The organism is Micromonospora parathelypteridis (assembly GCF_014201145.1).
GTDB classification, from domain to species: Bacteria; Actinomycetota; Actinomycetes; order Mycobacteriales; family Micromonosporaceae; genus Micromonospora; species Micromonospora parathelypteridis.
Map to the genome: position 1 here is coordinate 5,391,587 of NZ_JACHDP010000001.1, position 21,866 is coordinate 5,413,452.

The window sequence follows — 21,866 nt, forward strand, 5'->3', positions numbered from 1 at the left end:
GGGCGGGCGGTCGTGGGTAGGAAGTGCGGGCATGACGCTCTTCGGTTTCCACTCCTCGCATGAGCAGATCGGTCCACGCGCCCTGTTGGAGGCGGTGAAACACGCCGAGCGGGCCGGCTTCGACGCCGCCATGTGCTCCGACCACTTCTCCCCGTGGAGCGCCCGGCAGGGTGAGTCCGGCTTCGCCTGGTCGTGGCTGGGTTCCGCGCTGCAGGCCACCGGTATGCCGTTCGGCGTGGTCAACGCGCCCGGCCAGCGATACCACCCGGCGATCATCGCGCAGGCGATCGGCACCCTCGGCGTGATGTACCCGGGCCGGTTCTGGGCGGCGCTGGGCACCGGCGAGGCCAGCAACGAGCACATCACCGGCGACCCGTGGCCGCGCAAGGACGTACGCGCCGCCCGGCTGCGTGAGTGCGTCGACGTGATCCGGGCGCTGCTGGCCGGCGAGGAGGTCAGCCACGACGGCCTGGTCCGGGTGGATCGGGCCCGACTGTGGACCCGCCCCGAGGAACCACCCGCGCTGATCGGCGCCGCCGTCAGCGTGGCGACCGCCCGCTGGTGCGCCGAGTGGGCCGATGGCCTGATCACCGTCAACGCCCCCGTGGCGCACCTGCGCGAGATGATCGACGCGTACCGGGACGCTGGCGGGCGCGGCCCGCTGCACCTGCAGGTGCACGTCTCGTGGGCGCCGGAGCAGGCGCAGGCCGAGGCGCTCGCGTACGACCAGTGGCGCAGCAACGTCTTCGCCCCGCCGGTCTGCTGGGACCTGGAGACCGCCGAGCACTTCGACGTCGTCTCCGCCGACGTGCCGGCGCAGCGGGTCGCCGAGGTGGTGAACGTCTCGGCGGACCTGGGTCGGCACGTCGGCTGGCTGGAGGAGTACGTCGGGCTCGGCTTCGACCAGATCGCCCTGCACCACGTCGGGCAGGAGCAGCGCGGCTTCATCGACGCGTTCGGCGCCGAGGTGCTGCCGAAGCTGCGGCCGACTGGCTGATCGAGGTCCGGACCGGCCGACCCCTAGGCTCGTACCCCATGGAAAGCCTGTTTCCGGTCGTCGTGTTCCTGGCGATCGCCACCCTGGGTGCCGCGCTGGCCCGCCGGCTCGGCCTGCTCGCGCCGATCGTGCTGGTCGTCCTCGGTCTGGCGCTCTCCTTCGTGCCGGGCGTTCCACATGTCGAGCTCGACCCGGACCTGGTGCTGGTCGGCATTCTGCCGCCGCTGCTCTACGTCGCCGCGCTGGAGACCTCGGTGCCGGCGTTCAAGAACAACATCCGGCCCATCCTGCTGCTCGCGGTCGGCCTGGTGCTGTTCACCGCGTTCGTGGTCGGGTTGGTGCTGCACCTGTTGCTGCCGCAGGTGCCGTTCGCGATCTGCCTGGCCCTCGGCGCGGTCGTCGCCCCGCCGGACGCGGTGGCCGCCACCGCGGTCGCGCGCCGGGTCGGGCTGCCCCGCCGGGTGGTCACCATCCTGGAGGGCGAAAGCCTGGTCAACGACGCGACCGCGCTGGTGCTGCTGCGGGTCGCCACCATGGCCACCGCCGGCTCGGCCGTCGGCGCCGCCGACGTCACCATCGAGGTGCTGCGGGCCACCGGCGGCGGCATCCTGATCGGCACGCTCGGCGCGTTGGTCTTCGGCTTCCTGCATCGGCGGATCACCGACCCGGTGCTGGACAACGCGTTGTCGTTGATCATCCCGTTCGCGGTGGTGTTCGCCGCCGAGGCGGTGCACTCCTCCGGTGTGGTCGCGGTGGTCGTCACCGGTCTGGTGCTCGGCCACAAGCTGCCACAGCTGCTGTCGGCGGCGTCCCGCCTGCAGATCGGCGCGTTCTGGCGGCTGGTCCGTTTCCTGCTGGAGGGGTTGGTCTTCCTGCTGGTCGGGCTCCAACTCCGGGAGGTGCTGCGCGACCTCGACGAGCCGGCCGGCTCGCTCATCCTGATCACCTTCGCGGTGCTCGCCGCCGTCTTCCTGACCCGGTTCATCTGGCTCTTCCCGGCCACCTACCTGGCCCGGTTGGTGCCCCGGGTCCGCCGCCGGGACGAGAGGCCGTCACCGAAGTTTCCGATCATCATCGGCTGGGCCGGTATGCGGGGCGTGGTGACCCTGGCGGCGGCGTTGGCCCTGCCGCTGACCCTGGCCGGCGACGAGTCGTACCCCCGGGCCCTGTTCATCTGGCTGGCCTTCGCGGTGATCGTGGTCACCCTGGTCGGTCAGGGAGCCACGCTGCCGTTGGTCGCCCGTCGGTTGAAGCTGCCCCAGGACGACCCAATGCAGGACGCGTTGTCGGCGGCCGGGGTGCAGCAGCAGGCCAGCCGGGCCGCCCAGGACCGCCTCGACGAGTTGGCCGACAGCGCACCCGAGGCGGTGGTGGGCCGGCTGCGCCGTGCCCTGGAGGATCGCAACAACCTGGCCTGGGAACGGCTCGGTGGCACCGAGCGGGAGACGCCGTCGCAGGCGTACGGTCGGCTACGACAAGAGATGATCGACGCCGAGCGGGACGTGTTCCGGGCTGCCCGGGACTCCGGTCGGATCCCTGAGGAGGTGCTGGTGCAGGCCTATCGTGACCTGGACCTGGAGGAGTCGTTGCTGCGGGAGGTCGAGAAGTGAGCTGTCAGCACCTGACCGAGGCGGGTGCCGCTGAGGCACGCACCCCCGACGAGTGCGCGGACTGCGTCGCCATCGGGGAAACCTACTGGGTGCACCTGCGCACCTGCCTGAGCTGCGGACAGGTCGGCTGCTGCGACTCGTCGCCGAACCAGCACGCGAGCAAGCACTTCGCATCCACCGGCCACCCGGTGATCCGCTCGGCTCAGCCCGGCGAGGCCTGGCGATGGTGCTACGTCGACGAGGAGATCGGCTAACCGCTGGCCGCGGCTCGCTGATCGACTCCATGTCGCCGATGTGGGGGTATCCCGCCCGGCGGATACCGCCATGTCGCCGAAACTGTGCGGATCACCGCCCGGGGTGGTGGCCGCCCCCGCGGGCGGCCACCACCACGAGTGGCGTCAGGTCAGCGAGCAGGCCGCGCCGTTGACGGTGACCAGGCCGGGGTTGGGGTTGGCACCGCCGGAGGTCGTCGCGTTGAAGCCGAACGTCACCGTGCCTCCGGGTGAGATCCGCGCGTTGTACGACTCGTTGCGCGCGGTCACCGTCGCACCCGACTGGGTGACCTTCGCCAGCCACGCCTCGCGTACCCGCTGGTCGCCGGTGAACGCGAACCGCACGCTCCAGCCGTTGACGGTCGTGGCACCGGTGTTGTGCACGGCCACCTGCGCGGTGAACCCGGTGCCGCCCTGCCAGGTGCCGTAGTTGGTGTAGCGCACCGCGCAGGTGGTGGCCGGCACCGCGCCGGCGTCACCCTGGTCGGCCAGGTACGAGGCGATCCAGACCAGCGCCGAGTTCCAGTTGATCGCCACCTCGTTGGTCGCGTACGAGTTGATGTCGTCGACGTAGCAGAACATCGGCGCGCAGCCGGCGAGCAGTTGCGCCGCGAACGGGTCCTGCAGGGCCGCGTTCGGACCGCCGGCGAGGGAGCCGGCGGGCGGGCGGGGCAGGCTCGGGTCGAGCTGGTGGCCGAAGATCCGGCTGTGCTGGTTCTGCGCCGCGTGCTCGCCCCACCCGGTGACATAGGAGATGTTCAGCGCGTTGCGCCCGAGCAGGTAGTCCGCCGCCTGCACCGCACCATCGCGGTAGCTGGCGTTGCGGGTCAGGTCGAAGGCGGTGGCCAGCACGACGGCGTTGTTGATGACGTTGCTGTTGCCGCCCCAGAAGTAGCTGTTGGCGTCCCCGGGCATCGGCAGCCCGTACGCCTGCCGGCGCAGTTCGGCGAGGTACGCGTCGGCGGCGGTGGTGACCGACGCGCGCACCCGGGCCAGATCGGCGGCGGGCAGCCCGTTCGGCACGGTGGCCAGGTCGAGGCGACCCAGCGCGGCGACGCTCTGCCAGCCGAAGCCCCGCGGGTCGAACACGTTGCCGGTGTGGTGCGGCGAGGCGGTCAGGTCGGTCAGGTAGTTCTGCGCACCGGTGGTCAGGTACAGCTCGACCGCCGCCCAGTAGAACTCGTCGGTGACGTTTGTGTCGTCGTACGCGCCGCCGCCGGTGCTGTCGTTCGGGCTGGCGTACACCGCGGGGTTGGCCTTGGCCGCCGTGTAGGCCGTCTTCGCGGCGGTGGCGCAGCGGCCCGCGAAGGTCGCGTCGTAGGGGGCGTAGAGCCGCGCGCACTGGGCGGCGGTGGCGGCCAGGTTGAGGGTGGCCGCGGTCGACGGCGGGTGCAGCTCGCGGGGCTGCGGGTCGGCGTGCGGGGCGAGCGGCAGGCCGGTCCAGTTGCGGTCGTGGATCTTGTGGTGGGCCATGCCGGCCAGCGGCTTGCCGGCCGGCACCTGCATGCGGAGCAGGAACTCCAGCTCCCAGCGGGCTTCGTCCAAGATGTCCGGCACGTCGTTGCCGCGCTCCGGGACCCGCAGCGTGCTGTCGCCCAGCGCGGCGCCGCCGGCCGCGGTGGCCGCCGTCCTGGTCCGCTCGAAGGTGTTCAGGAGTTGATAGGTGGCGATGCCGCCGTTGACCACGTACTTGCCGTGGTCGCCGGCGTCGTACCAGCCGCCGCGCACGTCCAGGGAGTAGTCGCAGACGCCCGGCTGGCAGGGCACGCTGGTGTCGCCCTGGTTGGGTGCCACGCCGAGGTGGCCGGCGGGGCGCGCGTACTCGTCGCCGATGAGGTCGCCGTCGATGGCAATGCCGCTGCGCTGGGCGTAGAAGAACTGCAACGAGTCGGAGCGGAGCTGCTGGTAGACAGCGCCGGAGATGTCGAACGGGTGGCTGGTCTCGCCGTCCACGGTGAGCGTCAGCCCACTTCCGACGGTGCGGTAGCTGGAGAAGTCGACCGTGTGCACGTTCTGCCCGGAGGCGGCGTCGACGCCGCGAGCGGTGGTGGTGCCGCTGGCCACGACGGCGCCGCCGGCCGAGCGCAGCTGCCAGGGCAGCGCCTCGGTGGCGTCGGTGACGACGGTGGCGTTCTTCGGACCGCCGGGCAGGTAGCCGACCTGGTTGACGCGCACCCGTGGCCCGGTGTCCGGCTCGTACGGCTCGGGTGGTTCACCGCCGCGCAGCGAGACGTCGTCCAGGCAGACGGTCTGCGTCTCGGCGCTGCCGCCGACCTGGAAGATCAGTTGGGCGCTGGGGTTGCCGTCCGGGACGGTGAAGGTCTGCTCGACCCGTTGGGCGGTGCCGGTCGCGGTGGCGTCCACGGCCGCGTACGTGGTGTAGGGGGCGGTGCCGAGTTGCAGTACGGCCTTGACCGCGGTGCCGGGGGTGGCGGAGACGGCGAAGCCGAGGGTGTATTCGGCGCCGGCGACCAGCGGCACCCCGTCCTGGCCGATACCGGCGTCCCAGGGGTTGGCCAGCCCGCCGGCGACGGTGGTGCAGAGCCGCCCGTCGGTGACGGCGAGCGGGCCGGTGCCGTAGGAGAACCAGGGGGTCACTCCGGCGCTGAAATCGCCGTTGTCGATCTGCTCGGGGGCGTCCGGTGGCGGGTCGGCATGGGCCGCGCCGGCGCCCGCGCCGGTGAGGGCCAGGGTGGTCGCCGCGGCCAGCAGGAGGCGGCGTCGGGATGGCGTCACGGGGAGTCCTTCCGGGACGGGAAGTGGGACGGTGGGGGTGGTCGATTCCTGGGAGCGCTCCCAGGTATCGGCTCGATGTTTCCAGCGTCGGTTCGTCATGTCAATTGATCTGGTTGGATGGCTTTTGGCGTCCGACGAGGGCGGCCAGCCCTCCAGGGGGCGCCGACGCGCCGACGCGGGGGACGTGAGATTGGCCGCGCCACGCGCCGTCGTCCTGATCTCCTAGAGACAACTGCGCCCTTCGCCTGGCAGGCTGCCTCCCATGACCCTGAAGCTGCGTTCCGTGGGAACGAGCGACCGTGGGCTGATCCGCAGCGGAAACCAGGACGCCCTGCACGCCGGCAACTGGCTCGTCGCCGTCGCCGACGGCATGGGCGGGATGGCAGCCGGCGACCTGGCCAGTGCCCTCACCATCGACGCGGTCGCCCCGCTGGACGTGGAAACCCCCGAGGACGCCCTGGTCGCCGCGCTCGAAGGTGGCATCGCGCTGGCCACCTCCCGAATCCGCCAGGCGGTCACCGAGGATCCCGAGCGCCAGGGCATGGGCACCACACTGACCGCCCTGCTCTTCGCCCGTACCGGCAGCTGCCTGGCCCTCGCGCACGTCGGCGACTCCCGGGCCTACCTGTTCCGCGAGGGCGTGCTCAAGCAGATCACCCGGGACGACACGTTCGTCCAGATGCTGGTGGACCAGGGCGTGATAACCCCCGACCAGGCCAGCAGTCACCCGCGCCGAGCAGTCGTCACCCAGGCGCTGCAGGGCGACGAGGTCACGCCGTCGTACTCCACGATGGTGCCCCGGGTCGGCGACCGGTGGCTGCTGTGCAGCGACGGCCTCTCCAACGTCGTCCGCCCGGACACCCTCACCGAGGTGCTGACCGACTACCCGGATCGGGCCGCCTGCACGGGCAAGCTGATAGACCTGGCACTGCACGCCGGCGCACCGGACAACGTCACAGTGGTGGTCGCCGACGTTCTGGAGGAGTAGGCCGGCGCTCAGCGTCGGCGTGGTGTGGCGTGCCGGGTGGGCGTCGCCGTCACCGGATCCTCCGGCCACGGGTGCCGGGGATAGCGCCCGCGCAACTCGGCACGGACCTGCGGGTAGCCGGTGCGCCAGAACGACGCCAGATCAGCGGTGACCGCCACCGGCCGGCCCGCGGGGGAGAGCAGGTGCAGCAGCACCGGCGCCCGCCCGTCGCCGACACGGGGTGCCGTCGACCAGCCGAACGTCTCCTGAAGCTTCACCGCGAGCACCGGCGCGACCGGGTCGGTGTAGTCCACCCGGACCCGAGAGCCACTCGGCACCTCGATCCGCTCCGGGGCCAGCTCGTCCAGGCGGGCGGCCTGCGCCCAGGGCAGCAGCCGGCGCAGCGCCGACGTGACGTCCACCCGGGCCAGGTCGGCGCGGCGCCGGCCGGCGGCCAACTCCGGGCCCAGCCAGGTCGGCGCGGCGTCGAACAACGCCTCGTCGCCGACCTCCGGCCACGGGTCACCCAGGTGGTGCCGGAGGAACGCGAGCCGCTCGCGCAGTGCCCGCGCCGCCGGCGTCCAGGTCAGCAAACCCAGCCCTTCCTGGCGAAGACCGGTCAGCAACGCCGCCGCGACCTCCGCCCGGTCCGGCCGGTCCAGCCGCCGCTGGAGCAGCTCGATCGCGCCCAGCCGGGTCACCTCCCGCGCCACCACGTCACCGTCGGACCAGCCGACCTCGCGGCTCGTGCGCAGCAGCGGGCCGGCCGCCTCCCGGGCCGTCGCCTCGTCCACCGGCGAGGCCCGGCGGATCCGGGCCGACGGCGTGCCGGGGGTGCGGTCCGCGACGGCCACCGCCAGCCAGTCGGATCCGGCCAGCCCCGACCCGGCCGCCAGCTCCGCGGCGGTCCCGCCGGTCATCAGGTACGCCGATCCGCCCGGCCGTCGCACCCGCGCCAACCGTTCCGGGTACGCCAGACCGACGAGCAACCCGGCGGCGAGATCGTCGCTCAGCCCACCCGAGCCGGCTCGTCCCCCGATCGCCGGGCCGCCCGCTCGGTCGGTTCGGCTGCTGTCGGATCGGCCGTCGGGCGGGGAGCCGGCGGGCAGCGCGGCGCGCAGCCGGCGTACCTCGGTGCGCCAGCGGGCGGTCGCGCCCGCGTCGACGCCGGCGCGCAGCCGACGCCAGCCGGCGACCAGGTCGTCACCGGGGCCGGCCGCGCTCTCCTCGGCGAGCAGGGCGACGACCTCGGCGGCCCGGTCGGCGCCGACCCGACCGGCGCCGTCGAGCAGCGCCCGGGCCAGCCTCGGGTGCGCGCCGGCGGCGGCGATCGACCGACCGCGTGCGGTGATCCGACCGTCGGCGTCGACCGCGCCCAGGGTTCGCAGGGTGTCCCGGGCCACCGTCATCGCGGCGACGGGCGGCACGTCGGGCAGCGCGAGCCCGACGCCGTCCGACTGGCCCCAGGCGGCCAGCTCCAGCGCGAAGCCGGTCAGGTCGGCGGTGGCGACCTCCGGCTCGGCCCGGGCGGGCAGCCGCTCGTGGGTCGCCGCGGACCAGCAGCGATAGACGTACCCGGGGGCCTCCCGGCCAGCCCGGCCAGCCCGCTGGGTGGCGGCGGCCCGGGAGACCGGCACGGTGACGAGCGCACCGAGTCCGCGGGCCAGGTCGATGCGGGGCACCCGGGACAGTCCGGCGTCCACCACGACCCGTACACCCGGGACGGTCAGGCTGGTCTCGGCCAGCGCGGTGGCCAGCACCACCCGCCGCCGGTCAGCGGGACGCAGCGCAGCGTCCTGCTCGGAGCCGCGTTGACGGCCGTGCAGCGGCAGCAGCGCCACGGTGTCCCGCAGGTCGCTTAGCCGCCCGGTGACCGCCGCGATCTCGCCGGCCCCGGGCAGGAAGACCAGCACGTCGCCGTCGTGCTCGCGCAGTGCCCGGCGAACGGTGGCGGCCACGTGGTCGAGCAGGGCCCGGTCCACCGGCCCGGCCCCGGGCGGGGCGATCGGGCGTGCCGGCGGTGCCCAGATCCGCTGCACCGCGTGCAGCGCCGAGTCGGCCCGTACCACCGGGGCCGGGACGGACCCGCCGAGCAACGCGGCGAACCGGTCGGTGTCCGGGGTCGCCGACATCGCCAGCAGCCACAGGTCCGGCCGGAGGGTGGCTCGGGCCTCCACAGTGAAGGCCAGCGCGAGGTCCGCGTCGAGCTGACGTTCGTGGACCTCGTCGAGCAGCACGGCGCCGGTGCCGGGCAGTTCCGGGTCGTGGTGCAGCCGCCGGACCAGCAGGCCGGTGGTGACCACCTCCACCCGCGTTGCCGGGCCGACCCGGCGCTCACCGCGGACCGCGTATCCGACGCGTTCGCCGACCCGCTCGCCGAGCAGCTCCGCCATCCGTCGTGCGGCGGCACGGGCCGCCACCCGGCGGGGTTGGGCGATCACCACCCGACCGGTCACCCGGTCGGCCACGGCCAGCGGCGCGAGAGTGGTCTTGCCGGTGCCCGGTGGGGCGACCAGGACGCCGGTCCCGGCCGCGTCGAGCGCCGCGACCAGCGTCGGCAGCACCGGGCGTACCGGCAGGTCCAGGGTTACGTCGGAGAGCACGGCCCAGTCTCGCACCGGCGCGGGCGCCTCACTGGCGACGGACCTCGCCGACGCCGAGCACGAAGGCCCGCCAGGCCACCGGGCCGAAGGCGAGCACCGGGCCGGAGCGGTCCTTGCTGTCCCGGACAGCGACCTGACCGCTGGTCGTCGCGACCTCCACGCAGTTGCCGTTGCCACTGCTGCGCGCGCTGGTGCGCCAGTCTGCTCGGGTCAGGTCGTACGCCGTCATCCCCGTTACCTCTCGTCTGCGTCGGCGTGCCGCAGAAGCGGTCACGCAAAGTTACGAGAAGCATCCTCGAGGCGGGTCAACGACGCCGCTGGATCGAGCGCCATCCGGCACAGCTCCTCGTGCAGAAGGCTATACCCGAGCACATGATCGGCATCCTCCAGCGCCAGCCCCATCGTGAGGTTATCCAGGTAAACCACGGACGCGTCGGCGGCATCGGCGAAGTTGAGGATCACGTACGGCGTGCTCATCGCGGGATGCCCACCGGTCGCGAATGGAAGTACCTGGATTCTCACGTTGGGTAACTGCGCGATGCGACTCATGTGGGCCAGCTGTTCGGCCATCACCGCGGGGCCGCCAACCGGGCGCAGCAGCACCGCCTCGTTGAGAACCATCGACAACTGGACCGGGTCCTCGCGGCTCAGCACCTCCTGGCGGCGCAGCCGGGCGGCGACCTTGCGCTCCAGGCCGTCCTCGCCCGCGGTGCGCCGGAAGATCTCCCGCGCGTACGCCTCGGTCTGGAACAGCCCGGGCACCGACTCGGCCTCGTACGAGCGCAGCGTCGCCGCCTCGGCCTCCAGCCCGACATAGAACTCGAACCACTCCGGCAGCACGTCGCTGTAGTTCTGCCACCAGCCGCGCTGCTGTGCCCCTCGGGCGATCTCGATCAGCGCCTCGGCGTCCGAACCGGTCACCTGGTAGAGCGCGAGCGCCGCCCGGACGTCGCGCGGCTTGATGCCGATCTGCGCGTTCTCGATCCGGGAGAGATTGCTCTTCGACATGTCGAGCTGGCGGGCGGCCACATCGAGCGTCATGCCCTCGCGTTCCCGAAGCTGGCGGAGCTCCCGGGCGATGCGTCGACGGCGCACGGTAGGGCTGGCGGCGGGTCGGATGGCGGGGGTGGCGGTCACCGTCCGAGTCTGCCACGACAAGATCCGCAGGTCGCGCCTGCACGGAGTGCAACTTTCAAATCTGGGAGTTGCGTTGCAGTAGCTGTCGGTGCATCCTTTCCCGGTCGCGATCACTGTGGACACACCGTTGTGGGAGGACCGTTGCTCATCGCCGACGAGTTCTTTCTGATCGCACACAACGACAGCCGTGGCAAGGCCAAACTGCATGCGGCCGCGACCGGGCTCGGGTTGGCCGGCGGGCTGCTCGGCGAGTTGCTCCTCTATGGACACATCACCGTCTCGTCGGGGCGGGTCACCGTCATCGACCGGCGACCGCCAGCGGACGCGCTGGCGCACACCGTGCTCGACCAACTCATCGGCGAGTTTCAGCACCAGGAACTGCGTACCTGGCTCAGCTTCCTGGCGCAGAGCGCGACGACCTCGGTAGGGGAGCGGCTGGCCCGCGCCGGTGTGCTGCGCCGCCAGGAGAACCGCCGGCTGCTGCGCACCTCGGTCAACTACCTGCCGATCGACCTCAACGCGGTGGCCTGGCCGGCCACCCGGCTGCGGGCCCTGCTCGACCGGCCGGACCCACCGAGTGTGCCGGACGCCCTCCTGCTCGGGCTGGTCGTGGCCGCGGGGCTGACCCGTGAGGTGCTGTGGAGCGCTGGCCCCCGAGCGCACCACCGGCTGAACCTCCTCATCCCCGCGCTGCCGGCACCCCTGAAGGAGCTCGTCGGGCACACCGAGGCTGCCGTCGGCGCCGCCGTGCTGCGCGGCGTCCCCTGATCCCCCGCCAACCCCTACCCCCTCGCCTCGACAACTGGAGTAGTCGCATGCCCCCGACATCGACAGTCGACCGACCCAGCAACGTCTCCGAAGCCCTGGCCCGAGGCCGTCTCGGGATCCCCTCGGTGATCTTCTTCGTGCTCTCCGCCGCCGCGCCGTTGACCGTGGTGGCCGGCGTCGTCACCACCGGCTACGGCGTCATCGGGGTGACCGGCATTCCGCTGGCCTTCCTGCTGGTCGGCGCGGTGCTCGCCCTGTTCTCGGTGGGCTACGTGGCGATGTCCCGCAGGGTGGAGAACGCCGGCGCCTTCTACGCCTACATCTCCCGCGGACTGGGCCGACCGGCCGGCGTCGGCGCGGCCTGGATCGCACTGATCGCGTACAACGCGCTGCAGGTAGGGCTGTACGGCACCATCGGTATCGCGGCCGAGCCGGTGCTCGACCGGATCTTCGGCGGGCACCCGCACTGGGCCGTCGTGGCCCTGGTGGCGTGGGCGTTGGTCGGCCTGCTCGGCCTGCTCCGGGTGGACCTCAACGGCCTGGTCCTGGCCGCACTGCTGATCGCCGAGATCGTGGTGATCCTCATCTTCGACCTGGGGCAGATCGGCAACCCGGCCGGCGGTCAGGTCAGCTTCGCCACGTTCTCGCCGGACAACCTCTTCGTGCCGGGGGTCGGCGCGGTGCTGGTGCTGGCCATCCTCGGCTTCGTCGGCTTCGAGTCCGCGGTCGTCTTCAGCGAGGAGAGCAAGGACCCGAAGCGGACGGTTCCGCTGGCCACCTACCTCTCGGTGGCGATCATCGCCGGGCTGTACGCGCTGTCGTCCTGGACCATGACGGTCGCCGTCGGGCCGGACCAGATCGCCGCCCAGGCCGGTGAGCAGGGCGTCGAGCTGATCTTCAACCTGGCCGCCGCCCAGCTCGGCGACACCGCCGTCACCATCGGGCAGGCGTTGTTCCTCACCTCTGTGCTGGCCGCGATGATCTCGTTCCACAACACCACGGCCCGCTACACGTTCGCGCTCGGTCGGGAGCGGGTGCTCCCCGCAGTGTTCGGGCAGACCTCGGTGCGTACCGGAGCGCCGCGCGCCGCCTCGGTGGCGCAGAGCGTCCTCGGTCTGGTGGTCATCCTGCTGTACGCGGTCAACGGCTGGGACCCGGTGGTCAAGCTGTTCTTCTGGGGCGGCACCACCGGCGGGTTCGGCGTCCTGCTGCTGATCGCCACCACCTCGGTGGCGGTGATCGTCTACTTCGCCCGCTCCGGCGGCGGCGAGAACCTCTGGCGGCGGGCCGTCGCACCCGGTGTGGCCACCATCGCGCTCTTCGTGATCATCTGGCTGGCCGTGTCGAACTTCGCCAACCTGCTCGGCGTCGCGCCGGACTCCACCCTGCGCTGGGCGCTGCCGGCCGTGTACCCGGTGGCGGCCGTGCTGGGCATCGTCTGGGCGCTGGTGCTGCGCGGTAACCGCCCGGACACGTACGCCCGGATCGGCCTCGGCGCGGCGAGCGCCACCGCTGCGGTGAAGCCGGAAGCGCCGGCCACGGTGGAGGTGACCCGATGAGCGTGACCATCGAGCAACTCGGGCCGGAGGAGACCGCCCTGGTGGCCAACCGGATCGCCGAGGCGTTCACGGCCCTTGAGGTGACGTACTGGCTGGTGCCCGACCCGAGCAAGCGGGAGGCCGTGCTGGCGGGGGACTTCGAGATCCTGGTCGGGCACGCGATGCGGCACGGCATGGTGTACGCCACGGCGGACCGGGCCTCGGTCGCGGTCTGGTTCCCGTCGGTCGGGGAGCCGTCCCCGCCGCCGGCGGACTACGACGCCCGCCTGGCCGCCGCCTGTGGCGAGTGGACCGACCGGTTCCAGCATCTCGACGAGCTGTTCGCGGCGAACCACCCGCATCCGGATCACCACCACCTGGCGTTCCTGGCGACCCAGCCGGACCGGCAGGGTCAGGGGTTGGGCACCGCTCTGCTGCGGCAGCACCACGCCTGGCTGGACGCCAACGGGATGCCGGCGTACCTCGAGGCGAGCAGCCCGCGCAGCCGGGACCTGTATGCCAAGCACAGCTACCTGGCCGGCGAGCCGTTCCGGGTGCCCGACGGGACGCCGTTCTGGCCGATGTGGCGGGAGCCGGGCGGTCGGTGACCCGCCGTTGACGTTCGGCGGGGCGCCTTTCGAAGGTGTGTCACGTACGCGTGACAACGCGGGCGCGCAAGAGGGCCGGGTCCGACGGACCCGGCCCTTCCGCGTGAATCAAATACTCAGTACGTGCCGTCGAGCTGGCCGCGCAGCTTGGTCAGCGCCCGGGTCAGCAGCCGCGAGACGTGCATCTGCGAGACGCCGATCTGGTCGGCGATCTGCGACTGGGTCAGGTTGCCGTAGAAGCGCAGCGTGAGGATCTTCTGCTCGCGCTCGTCGAGGGTGGCCAGTGCCGGGCCGAGAGCGACGCGCAGCTCAGCCAGCTCGAACTCGTTGTCCTCGCCGCCGAGCATGTCGCCCAGCTCGGTGGCGCGCTCGCCGTCACCGGTCGGGGTGGACAGCGACACCGCGTTGTACGCGCGGGCGCCCTCCAGGCCCTCCAGCACCTCTTCCTCGGTGAGCTTGAGGTGGGCGGCGATGTCGGCGACCGTCGGCGAGCGGCCGAGGGTCTGCAGGAGCGAGCTGTTGGCGTCGGAGATGGCCAGCCGCAGCTCCTGGAGCCGGCGGGGCACCCGGATGTCCCAGGTGCGGTCCCGGAAGTGCCGCTTGAGCTCGCCGATGATGGTGGGGATCGCGTACCCGGCGAAGTCGACGCCGCGGGACGGGTCGAACTTGTCGATGGCCTTGATCAGGCCGACCGCAGCGGTCTGGGCCAGGTCATCGGTCGGCTCGCCGCGCCCGCTGTAGCGGTGGGCCAGGTGGTTGGCCAGCGGCAGCCAGGCTTCGATCGCCCGGTCCCGCAGTGCGGCCCGGGACGGGTGGTTCGCGGGCAGCGCGGCCATCGCGTTCAGCAGGTCTGCGGCGCTGTCGGTGAGAGCGCGTGGGTCAAGCTTGGCGGGGGCCTTGGTAGCGGTGCTCCGCTGCTCGGTGATCGTTGGCGCGGTCATGGGTGGTCCTCCCTGCACCTCGTCCGCGGACAAAAAGGCGTAACGCTTTTGGTTTAGCTTCCAATGGGCCGTTCGGGACTCACCTTAACCTGATCGTCTCCCCGAAATCTAGCCGAAAGGCTGATGTACTTAAGGGGTGTTGAGTAAGAAAAGGGGTAAATGGGACAGAAGTTGGGAGGGTTGTGATGACCCTTACCCGTTTTCCGGGCCACGCCCTGCCGCCGGTCGGTGACCCGGCTCGCCGGTCAGTCCCCTCGGCTCAGGCCGAGCGGTCAAGATGAAATCCGACATCTGGGCAGGAGTGTCGCCTATCTGTCGTTGTCCCGCTGGCGGGACCCGCCGTAGCGTCGCGTGTACACATCCGGTTCGGAGGCACCGTGCTCGATCCAGCCGCTCCCCAGCTCGTCGTGAACAGTCGCACGCTCTACTTCAGCTGGCTCCCGGCCGACCCGGACGCGGTCAGCGCACTGGTTCCGCCCGGGCTGAGCCCCCGCCCCGACCGGCAGGTGTTCCTCAACCAGTACATCGTCGAGGACGAGACACAGACCTCCGGCTTCGGCGCGTACTCACTGACCTACCTCGGTATATCGCTGCTGGGCGTCGACGCGCCCGGCGGGCTCAACCCGGGTGGCTGGTGGACCACCTACGTGGCCTCCAGCCGGCGCGTGCGTGAGTACGCTGCCGCTCGCGGTGCCCCGGTCGTCGCCGGCCGCACCCGGTTCGACCTCGATGGCGAGGAGCTGCTCTCCGAGACGGAGATCGACGGGACGCCGCTCATCCGGGCACGGTGCCGAGTGGGGGAGACCGGTCACGTGATCAGCAGCGGGCACCACCGCTACTTCACGCGCCGCGACGGCCAACTCATCAGCTCGGTCTACCCGTTCGTCGCCGAGCCGGTCGCCCCGTTCGAGATCGAGTCGGTGGAGTTCCTCCAGCCCGGGCACCCGGTGTACGCGCTCCGCCCGGCAAACCCGCTGAGCATCGGCTTCGGCTACTACTCGCCGCGCTCCTCGTTCGCGTACCCCGGTGGGCTGAGCGTGCACCCGGTCGTCGGCGCGATGGAGCCGACCCGACCACTTCACCAGGTGCCGGCGAGTCTCGCCCGCAGCGGCCTGCCGTCCGGGTCGTAGACCAACCGGTACACCGGCAACGCCCAGGCTCGGGTGTACCACGGCAGCCGCTCGGGGCGGTGCGGGCGCAGCCGTCCGGGTGGCCGCTCGCCGACCTGGCCGTCGTCGTACCACTGTTGCAGCGCGTCGGCGGCGGCCGTGACGGCCGCGACGGCGTCCGCCGGGTCGAGCAGGTCGGCGTCGTCCGCGCCGTCCGGGTCACGGTCCAGGTGCTCGCGCCAGAGCCGCAGTCGCAGGTCCCGGGCGAAGGCCCGCGCACCGTCGCCCTGACCTGCGGGGTCGGTGGGCTCCCGCTGGTCGCGGGTGTCGTCGAGCACCGCGCACGACAACTCGCTGTCGTGTGTCCAGGATCGGCGGTTGAAGTTGTCGCTGCCCACGCTGGCCCAGACGTCGTCGACCACGCACACCTTCGCGTGCACGTAGACCGGGTCGCCGGCGTGGTTCTCCACGTCGAACACGTGCACCCGGTCCGGGGCGGCCCGCTCGCACAACGACAGCGCCTGCTCGCGCCCGACCATGTTCGGCGGTAGCGCCAGCCTGCCGTCCACGTCCGGGTGCCGGGGCACGACGGCGATCAGGTGCAGCTCCGGGTTGTCCCGCAGTGCGCGTGCGAACAGGTCCGCGACCTCGGCCGACCAGAGGTACTGGTCCTCCAGGTAGATGAGTCGGCGGGCACGGCGTACCGCCTTGGTGTAACCCCGGGCCACGGTCCGCTCGCCGTCGGGTGCGAACGAGTAGCGCGGGCGGACGGCGGGGTAGGTGCGCAGCACCTGGATCTGGTGCGGACCACAGGGCGGCGGATCGGCCGGTTGCTCGGGCAGCGGGTCGGGGCGCAGGTCCGAGCCGCGCAACCGATCCCGCAGGTAGGCCATCGGGTTCTCCGAGTCCAGGGGCATCGGGTCGGTCCAGCGTTCCCGGAACAGGGTGTCCAACGCCCCGACGACCGGCCCGCGCACCGCGAGCTGCACGTCGTGCCAGGGCGGGGTGGGTCCGTACCGGGGGGACATCTGCACCGGCTGCGGGTCGCCGTGGTGCGCGGCGTCGTCGCGTCGGCTGTGACACAGGTCGATCCCACCGGCGAACGCTATGTCCCGTTCCGGTGCGCCCGGGTGTCGTAGCACCACGAGCTTCTGGTGGTGCGAGCCGCCGCGCCGGACCCGCTGGTCGAGCAGCACCTCGCCGCCGGCCGCTGAGATCGTCTCGCTGAGGTCGCGGTTCTCCGCCTCGCTGTAGGCGAGCGCGTCGAGGTGCGAGCGCCAGATCAGTCCCTTGACCAGCACGCCGCGTTGGGCCGCCTGGGCGAAGAGCTGGGCCACGGTCGGGCCGTCCGGGCGCAGCCGTTGGTCCGGGTCGCCCCGCCAGTCGGTGAAGAACAGGTGGTCGCCGGGGCCCAGCGCCTCCACCTCGTCGACCAGTCGGTCGAAGTAGGCGGCACCGTGAATCAACGGCTCGGCGAGGTTTCCCGTGGTCCAGACGGGTAACCCAGAGACCGGGTTGGCGCGTTCCTGCGCGGTGAGGAACCAGTCCTGCAACGGCAACGTCCAGCCCCCTGGAGGTCGGCAACGTCCTCACGGTAGGACCCCCGACGCGGGTCCGCACGCCAGCCCGGCCGACCGGAGACCTGGCTAACGCCCATCGGAAGCGACGCGACAACAGCCCAGGAGGCCACACTATGCCCCGCGACACGACGAATCCCGTGACCGAGTACCGCGAGCCGGCGGTGGAGAGCGAACGGGGTGCGCTGGTAGCGGTGTTGGTGATGGTGATTCTGGGGGTGGCCGGGATATTCGCGGTCTCCTGAGGCGGCGTCGGCGCCCCCGGGTGACCCGGAGGCGCCGACGCCGACCTCAGTTGTTGCGTGTGGTCAGGGCCGGGTGCCCTGGCCGCCCGTGTGCGGCAGCCGCTCGGTGGGGATCACGCCGAGTCGCCCGGCCTGAAAGTCCTCGAACGCCTGGACCAGCTCGTCACGGGTGTTCATCACGAATGGGCCGTACTGCGCCACGGGCTCCCGGATCGGCTTGCCGCCCATGATGTAGAGGTCCAGCGCCGGGGTGTTGCTGTCCTGCGCGGTGTCGGCGCTGAAGCGCAACGCGTCGCCTGGACCGTGCACCGCGAGCTGGCCGGTGCGCACCGGCCGCCGGTCGGTGCCGACCGTGCCGCGACCGCCGAGCACGTACACCAGGGCGTTGAAATCGGGCTGCCAGGGCAGGTCGACCTGCGCCCCCGGCTGCACGGTGACGTGCGTGATGGTGATCGGGGTGAAGGTCGAACCCGGGCCGCGGTGCCCGGCGATCTCACCGGCGATGACCCGGATGAGCGCGCCACCGTCGGGCGTGGTGAGAAGCGCCGACTCCCGACCCCGGATGTCCTGGTAGCGGGGCGGGTTCATCTTGGCCGAGCGGGGCAGGTTGACCCAGAGCTGGGTGCCGTGGAACAGCCCGCCGCTGACCACCAGGTGCTCCGGCGGCGCCTCGATGTGCAACAGGCCGCTGCCCGCCGTCATCCACTGCGTGTCGCCGTCGGTGATGGTGCCGCCGCCGCCGTTCGAGTCCTGGTGGTCGAAGACGCCGTCGATGATGTACGTGACGGTCTCGAAGCCGCGGTGCGGGTGCCACGGGGTGCCCTTGGGCTCGCCCGGCGCGTAGTCGACCTCGCCCATCTGGTCGAGGTGGATGAACGGGTCCAGGTCGGTGGTCGACACCCCGGCGAAGGCTCGACGGACCGGGAAGCCCTCGCCCTCGAAGCCGGTGGGCGCGGTGGTCACCTTGCGGACCTTGCGGAACGTGGTGGTCTCGTCGAGTCGGGGCAGGCGCGGCAGGACAACGACGTTGTCGACGGTGATCGCGGGCATCGGATGCTCCTTAACGTGTGGCGTGGGAGGACGACGTGACCTGGGCCGCCCGCAGGCGGTGACCGAGTCGGTCGAAGACCCGGGTGAGGCAGGCGACCTCGGCGTCGTCGAGGTCGTCCATCAGGTGGGTACGCACCGATGCCAGATGGTGGGGTGCGGCTTCGGACAGCGCGAGCAGCCCGGCGGCGGTGAGCACAGCCTCGCTGCCGCGCCGGTCGTCCGGGCAGGGCTCCTTGCTGACCATGCCTCGACGTTGCATGGAGGAGATCTGGTACGTCAGTCGGCTGGGCGAGAAGATGAGCCGGCTGGCCAGCTCGCCCATCCGCAGCCGCTGCCCCGGCGCCTCGGAGAGCAGGACCAGCACGTGGTAGTCAGCGAAGCTGAGATCGCTGTCGGCGCGCAGGTCCTCTTCCAGTTGGGTGTAGAGACGCTGGCTGGCCTCGATGTAGGCGCGCCAGGCGGCCCCTCGGATGCTGTCCAGGCTCTCGGTCATGTCCACGACCGTAGCACTCTTTCAAAATTTAAATAATGCCGTTGAGCGTTGCGTGGATCACGTCCTCGTCAACGGAGGCTCAAGTCGTGCAGCTTTGAAGGAAGGTGGCGATAATTCAGAGGCGTGCGGCGATGTGGTGTGCCAGACTCCGGCCTCGTGGAACATGTGGAGCTCACCACCGCCGACCTGTTGCTGCGTCCCTGGCGGGAGGAGGACGCCCCAGCGGTGCGCGATGCCCTGAACGACCCGGACATCGCCCAGTGGAACCCGCAGGGTGGTGACCCGATCGACGACGAGGTCGCGCTGCTCTGGGTCCGCCGCCGGGCCGACTGGTCCGCCGGCAGCCACGTCTCGATGGCGGTGACCTCGGCGGCCGACGGCAAGCTGCTGGGCTCGGTGTCGCTGCACCGCATCCACGACGGCGACGCCTCCATCGGCTACTGGACGGTGCCGGCGGCGCGCGGACGTCAGGTGGCGGGACGCGCCGTCGTCCGGCTCACCGACTGGGCATTCACCGACCTGCGGCTGCACCGGGTGGAGTTGTGTCACGCGGTGGCCAACCCGGCCTCCTGCCGGGTCGCCGACCGGGCCGGCTACCCGGCCGAGGGGACACTGCGCGAGTCGTACAGGTACGGCGACGGCCGCCGCTACGACGAGCACCTGCACGCCCGCCTGGCCACCGACCGCTAGTCGGAAAGCGGTCGGGGGCCTGCCGCCGTCACTCGGTGACCTTGCGGAGGAACGCCGCGAGGGCGGTCCTGGTCCGATCGATCTTCTCCGGCAGGGTCAGGGTTTCGTGCATGCGGGGGCCGGCGTGCTTCTTGCCCCGCAGGTAGAGCGAGCAGGCCAGGTCGGAGCAGATGTACGCGCCCACCGAGTTGCCCTGCCGCCCACCGGACCCGGCCTTGCGCGCGGTCATCAGCGAGACGCCGTCGCCGGTGTGCGTGGTCAGGCAGAACGAGCACATGCTGCGCCGGACACGTCCCGTCTGCTGCGGCGCGGCGCGCAGCGCCACCCCGACCAGTCGGTCGTCGGACTCGGCGATCAGGTAGGCCCGCTGCGGCGCGGCGGGGTCCCGCCAGCCGAGGAAGTCGAGGTCGTGCCAGGGGCGCATCTCAAGATCGTTCGGTACGGTCAGCCGCTTCGCCTCGCCCTGGGTGGTGTTGACGAAGGACGCGCGGATGGTGGATTCGGTTACGGCTAGCATAGGTAGTAGCCTAGCCACCCTAGGCAAACAAATAACGTCACTAGGTTTGGGGTGTGCCGCGTGGCACGTGCAGGGGTGACCGTCGAGCGCCTGACGCTGGCCGCGGCCGAGCTGGCCGACGAGGTGGGCGTGGAGAACGTGACCGTCGCCGCGCTCGCGCGCCACTTCGGCGTGAAGGACGCGAGCCTGTACTTCCACATCAAGAACGCCCAGGACCTGCGGGTCAGGATCGCCCTGCTGGCACTGGCGGAGTTGGCCGACCGGGTCGCCGCCGCGCTGGCCGGCCGTGCCGGCAAGGATGCGCTGGTCGCGTTCGCCGACGCGTACCGGGACTACGCGAGGCAGCACCCGGGCCGGTACGCCGCCATGCAGATCGACCTCGACCCGGAAACGGCCGCCACGAGCGCGGGCGTCCGGCACGCCGAGATGACCCGGGCGATCCTGCGCGGCTACCGGCTCGCCGAACCCGACCAGACCGACGCGGTACGGATGATGCACAGCACCTTCCACGGCTTTGTCAGCCTGGAGAAGACCGGCGGGTTCCGCCACACCCCGCGCGCCACGGACGACTCGTGGACCCGCACCCTGGACGCCCTCGACGCCGTCCTGGCCAACTGGCCGCCACGCTGAGGTGCGACACCACGACGGCATAGGCTCGGTGGTGTGGATGATCTGGAGCTGGCCGACTGGCGGGAGAGGGTGGCCCGGCTGTACCTGTCCGACGTCGACCTGACCGGGTTCCGCGCGGGGCGCGACGAGCTGTTCGCCACCCACCCGCAGAGCCCGATCCCGACGGCGGACCGAGCTGACTTCCCCGGAGTGCGCTACTTCCCCGCCAATCCGGACGCCGTGGTGGAGGCGCCGCTGCGCTCGGCAAGTGGCGAGCTGCGCGTCGACACGGGCGGCCCGGACGGCGTGGTCGCGTACCGACGGGTCGCGGTGGCCGACACGCCGTGGGGGCCGTTGACCCTCTGGTGGATCGAGGCGTACGGGGGAGGGCTGTTCGTGCCGCTGCGCGACGGCACCTGCGGACAGGAGACCTACGGGGGAGGCCGGTACCTCACCGACACCGTGAAGGGCACCTTCGGTCGGGGCGTCGAGCTGCTGCCCGGCGACCGGGTCCGGCTGGACGCCAACTACCTCTACAACCCGAGCTGCGCGTACGACGACCGCTGGGCCTGCCCACTGGCACCGCCGGAGAACCGGGTCGACGTGCCGCTGCGGGCCGGCGAGATGGCGTACCACGACTGAACGGCCGCCCGCCCCGAGTACTGCCGGGACGGGCGGCCGGTCGATCGTCGCTCAGCCGGCGTTCGTGGCCGCGCTGGGCATCCCCATCCGGGCCAGCAGTTGTCGGGCCTGGTCGGCGAGTTGCGCGTCGACGGTCACCGCGTACTGGCCGGCGCGCAGTGAACTGGCCGAGGTGAAGTCGCGCTGCCCGCCCGTCATCGCGTGCGCGACCGCGCCGAACACGGCACCCCAGATCGCGCCGATGACCAACCCGACCAGGATCACGGCCAGCCAGTTGCCGACGGTGAAGATGCCGAACAGCAGGCCGATGAAGAGTCCGAACCAGGCGCCGGTACCGGCGCCGAGCAGGCCGGCTCGACCGGTGGTCATCCGCCCGAGCACCGTCTCCACCAGGGTGAGGTTGGTCCCGACGATGGCACTGTGCTCCACCGGGAAGCGGTTGTCGGCCAGATAGTCGACGACGCGCTGCGCGGCCGGATAGTCCGGGTACGAGCCGATCGTCACGGTAGGCGGGCCGCTTTCCGGCCCGTGGCCGTCACCGGACGGCGTTGACAGGCGGCCGGCCGGACCGGATGGAAGCAGGTCGCCACCTTGTGTGCCGGGCTGCCACGCTGCGGTCGGCCCCGAAGCTGACGTCATGAGCATCCTCCCTCGTCAGCGTCCCGGGTTCCCGCGCACGGCGACCGGTAACGCCAGGGGGCACGCCGAGTGCTGTCCCTTCCTGGGGGAATGCGCGCGGACGGCCCGGGTAGGCAGT

Annotated in this window: 21 protein-coding genes; 11 read left to right on the forward strand and 10 right to left on the reverse strand. The window is 71.7% G+C overall.

Annotated elements, in window-relative coordinates; genetic code table 11:
• Nucleotides 1-31: 31 nt before the first annotated feature.
• From HNR20_RS24410 to HNR20_RS24420, 3 genes are read left to right on the forward strand one after another with little or no spacing between them, the layout of a single operon-like run.
• The gene (locus tag HNR20_RS24410) at nucleotides 32-997 is read left to right on the forward strand and encodes a TIGR03885 family FMN-dependent LLM class oxidoreductase (protein ID WP_184184112.1); all 966 of its coding nucleotides are present in this window, start codon (nucleotides 32-34) and stop codon (nucleotides 995-997) included.
• Between the two features lie 38 nt (nucleotides 998-1,035).
• Nucleotides 1,036-2,607 carry a Na+/H+ antiporter gene (locus HNR20_RS24415; RefSeq protein ID WP_184184115.1) on the forward strand — a complete coding sequence of 524 codons (1,572 nt, stop codon included), beginning with the start codon at nucleotides 1,036-1,038 and terminating at the stop codon, nucleotides 2,605-2,607.
• Nucleotides 2,604-2,861, forward strand: coding sequence for a UBP-type zinc finger domain-containing protein (locus HNR20_RS24420; RefSeq protein ID WP_184184118.1), 258 nt, complete (start codon nucleotides 2,604-2,606; stop codon nucleotides 2,859-2,861). Before HNR20_RS24415 ends, HNR20_RS24420 begins: the two co-directional genes overlap by 4 nt.
• A gap of 144 nt (nucleotides 2,862-3,005) precedes the next feature.
• Here HNR20_RS24420 and HNR20_RS24425 read toward each other — a convergent pair whose 3' ends face one another.
• The gene (locus HNR20_RS24425; protein ID WP_184184121.1) at nucleotides 3,006-5,615 is read right to left on the reverse strand and encodes a glycoside hydrolase family 9 protein; all 2,610 of its coding nucleotides are present in this window, start codon (nucleotides 5,613-5,615) and stop codon (nucleotides 3,006-3,008) included.
• Nucleotides 5,616-5,877: 262 nt separating this feature from the next.
• Between HNR20_RS24425 and HNR20_RS24430 the strand changes: the two genes are divergently transcribed.
• Nucleotides 5,878-6,603 (forward strand): PP2C family protein-serine/threonine phosphatase, encoded by a 726-nt coding sequence (locus HNR20_RS24430; protein ID WP_184184124.1) that lies wholly within the window; start codon nucleotides 5,878-5,880, stop codon nucleotides 6,601-6,603.
• Nucleotides 6,604-6,611: 8 nt separating this feature from the next.
• On the opposite strand, the gene hrpB is transcribed toward HNR20_RS24430, so the two are convergent.
• The 3 genes from hrpB to HNR20_RS24445 are packed head-to-tail and all read right to left on the reverse strand — an operon-like array spanning nucleotide 6,612 to nucleotide 10,280.
• Complete coding sequence (gene hrpB / locus HNR20_RS24435) at nucleotides 6,612-9,185, reverse strand: ATP-dependent helicase HrpB (RefSeq protein WP_184188912.1); 2,574 nt, start codon at nucleotides 9,183-9,185, stop codon at nucleotides 6,612-6,614.
• Between the two features lie 28 nt (nucleotides 9,186-9,213).
• Nucleotides 9,214-9,414, reverse strand: a complete 201-nt coding sequence (locus tag HNR20_RS24440; protein WP_184184127.1) for a DUF397 domain-containing protein — start codon at nucleotides 9,412-9,414, stop codon at nucleotides 9,214-9,216.
• A 41-nt stretch (nucleotides 9,415-9,455) separates the two neighbouring features.
• Nucleotides 9,456-10,280 carry a helix-turn-helix domain-containing protein gene (locus tag HNR20_RS24445; RefSeq protein WP_268240357.1) on the reverse strand — a complete coding sequence of 275 codons (825 nt, stop codon included), beginning with the start codon at nucleotides 10,278-10,280 and terminating at the stop codon, nucleotides 9,456-9,458.
• A gap of 183 nt (nucleotides 10,281-10,463) precedes the next feature.
• Between HNR20_RS24445 and HNR20_RS24450 the strand changes: the two genes are divergently transcribed.
• From HNR20_RS24450 to HNR20_RS24460, 3 genes are read left to right on the forward strand one after another with little or no spacing between them, the layout of a single operon-like run.
• Nucleotides 10,464-11,090, forward strand: a complete 627-nt coding sequence (locus HNR20_RS24450; RefSeq protein ID WP_184188918.1) for a GOLPH3/VPS74 family protein — start codon at nucleotides 10,464-10,466, stop codon at nucleotides 11,088-11,090.
• Between the two features lie 47 nt (nucleotides 11,091-11,137).
• Nucleotides 11,138-12,649 carry an APC family permease gene (locus HNR20_RS24455; protein WP_184184130.1) on the forward strand — a complete coding sequence of 504 codons (1,512 nt, stop codon included), beginning with the start codon at nucleotides 11,138-11,140 and terminating at the stop codon, nucleotides 12,647-12,649.
• On the forward strand, nucleotides 12,646-13,236 hold the full coding sequence (locus tag HNR20_RS24460; RefSeq protein ID WP_184184133.1) for a GNAT family N-acetyltransferase: 591 nt from the start codon (nucleotides 12,646-12,648) through the stop codon (nucleotides 13,234-13,236). Before HNR20_RS24455 ends, HNR20_RS24460 begins: the two co-directional genes overlap by 4 nt.
• 116 nt (nucleotides 13,237-13,352) lie before the next feature.
• On the opposite strand, the gene HNR20_RS24465 is transcribed toward HNR20_RS24460, so the two are convergent.
• Nucleotides 13,353-14,177, reverse strand: coding sequence for a SigB/SigF/SigG family RNA polymerase sigma factor (locus HNR20_RS24465; RefSeq protein WP_184184136.1), 825 nt, complete (start codon nucleotides 14,175-14,177; stop codon nucleotides 13,353-13,355).
• A 377-nt stretch (nucleotides 14,178-14,554) separates the two neighbouring features.
• Here HNR20_RS24465 and HNR20_RS24470 point away from each other — a divergent pair, with 377 nt between their 5' ends.
• Nucleotides 14,555-15,307, forward strand: a complete 753-nt coding sequence (locus HNR20_RS24470; RefSeq protein ID WP_184184141.1) for a hypothetical protein — start codon at nucleotides 14,555-14,557, stop codon at nucleotides 15,305-15,307.
• On the opposite strand, the gene HNR20_RS24475 is transcribed toward HNR20_RS24470, so the two are convergent.
• From HNR20_RS24475 to HNR20_RS24485, 3 genes are all read right to left on the reverse strand, one after another.
• Entirely contained in the window at nucleotides 15,256-16,845 is a 1,590-nt protein-coding gene (locus tag HNR20_RS24475; protein WP_184184144.1) for a phospholipase D family protein, read from the reverse strand. The two genes, HNR20_RS24470 and HNR20_RS24475, sit on opposite strands and share 52 nt — an antisense overlap.
• 326 nt (nucleotides 16,846-17,171) lie before the next feature.
• Entirely contained in the window at nucleotides 17,172-18,158 is a 987-nt protein-coding gene (locus tag HNR20_RS24480; RefSeq protein ID WP_184184147.1) for a pirin family protein, read from the reverse strand.
• Between the two features lie 10 nt (nucleotides 18,159-18,168).
• Complete coding sequence (locus tag HNR20_RS24485) at nucleotides 18,169-18,651, reverse strand: MarR family winged helix-turn-helix transcriptional regulator (protein ID WP_184184149.1); 483 nt, start codon at nucleotides 18,649-18,651, stop codon at nucleotides 18,169-18,171.
• A 156-nt stretch (nucleotides 18,652-18,807) separates the two neighbouring features.
• On the opposite strand from HNR20_RS24485, the gene HNR20_RS24490 reads away from it, so the two are divergent.
• Nucleotides 18,808-19,341, forward strand: coding sequence for a GNAT family N-acetyltransferase (locus HNR20_RS24490; RefSeq protein ID WP_184184152.1), 534 nt, complete (start codon nucleotides 18,808-18,810; stop codon nucleotides 19,339-19,341).
• 28 nt (nucleotides 19,342-19,369) lie between these two features.
• On the opposite strand, the gene HNR20_RS24495 is transcribed toward HNR20_RS24490, so the two are convergent.
• Nucleotides 19,370-19,858, reverse strand: a complete 489-nt coding sequence (locus tag HNR20_RS24495; RefSeq protein ID WP_184184155.1) for an FBP domain-containing protein — start codon at nucleotides 19,856-19,858, stop codon at nucleotides 19,370-19,372.
• A gap of 60 nt (nucleotides 19,859-19,918) precedes the next feature.
• Between HNR20_RS24495 and HNR20_RS24500 the strand changes: the two genes are divergently transcribed.
• Together HNR20_RS24500 and HNR20_RS24505 are read left to right on the forward strand one after the other, a co-directional pair.
• Nucleotides 19,919-20,488, forward strand: coding sequence for a TetR/AcrR family transcriptional regulator (locus HNR20_RS24500; RefSeq protein ID WP_184184158.1), 570 nt, complete (start codon nucleotides 19,919-19,921; stop codon nucleotides 20,486-20,488).
• Nucleotides 20,489-20,521: 33 nt separating this feature from the next.
• A complete protein-coding gene (locus HNR20_RS24505) occupies nucleotides 20,522-21,109 on the forward strand; it encodes a DUF1684 domain-containing protein (protein WP_184184161.1) in 588 nt (195 codons plus the stop codon).
• Nucleotides 21,110-21,160: 51 nt separating this feature from the next.
• Here HNR20_RS24505 and HNR20_RS24510 read toward each other — a convergent pair whose 3' ends face one another.
• A complete protein-coding gene (locus HNR20_RS24510; RefSeq protein ID WP_184184164.1) occupies nucleotides 21,161-21,748 on the reverse strand; it encodes a YflT domain-containing protein in 588 nt (195 codons plus the stop codon).
• Nucleotides 21,749-21,866 lie beyond the last annotated feature (118 nt).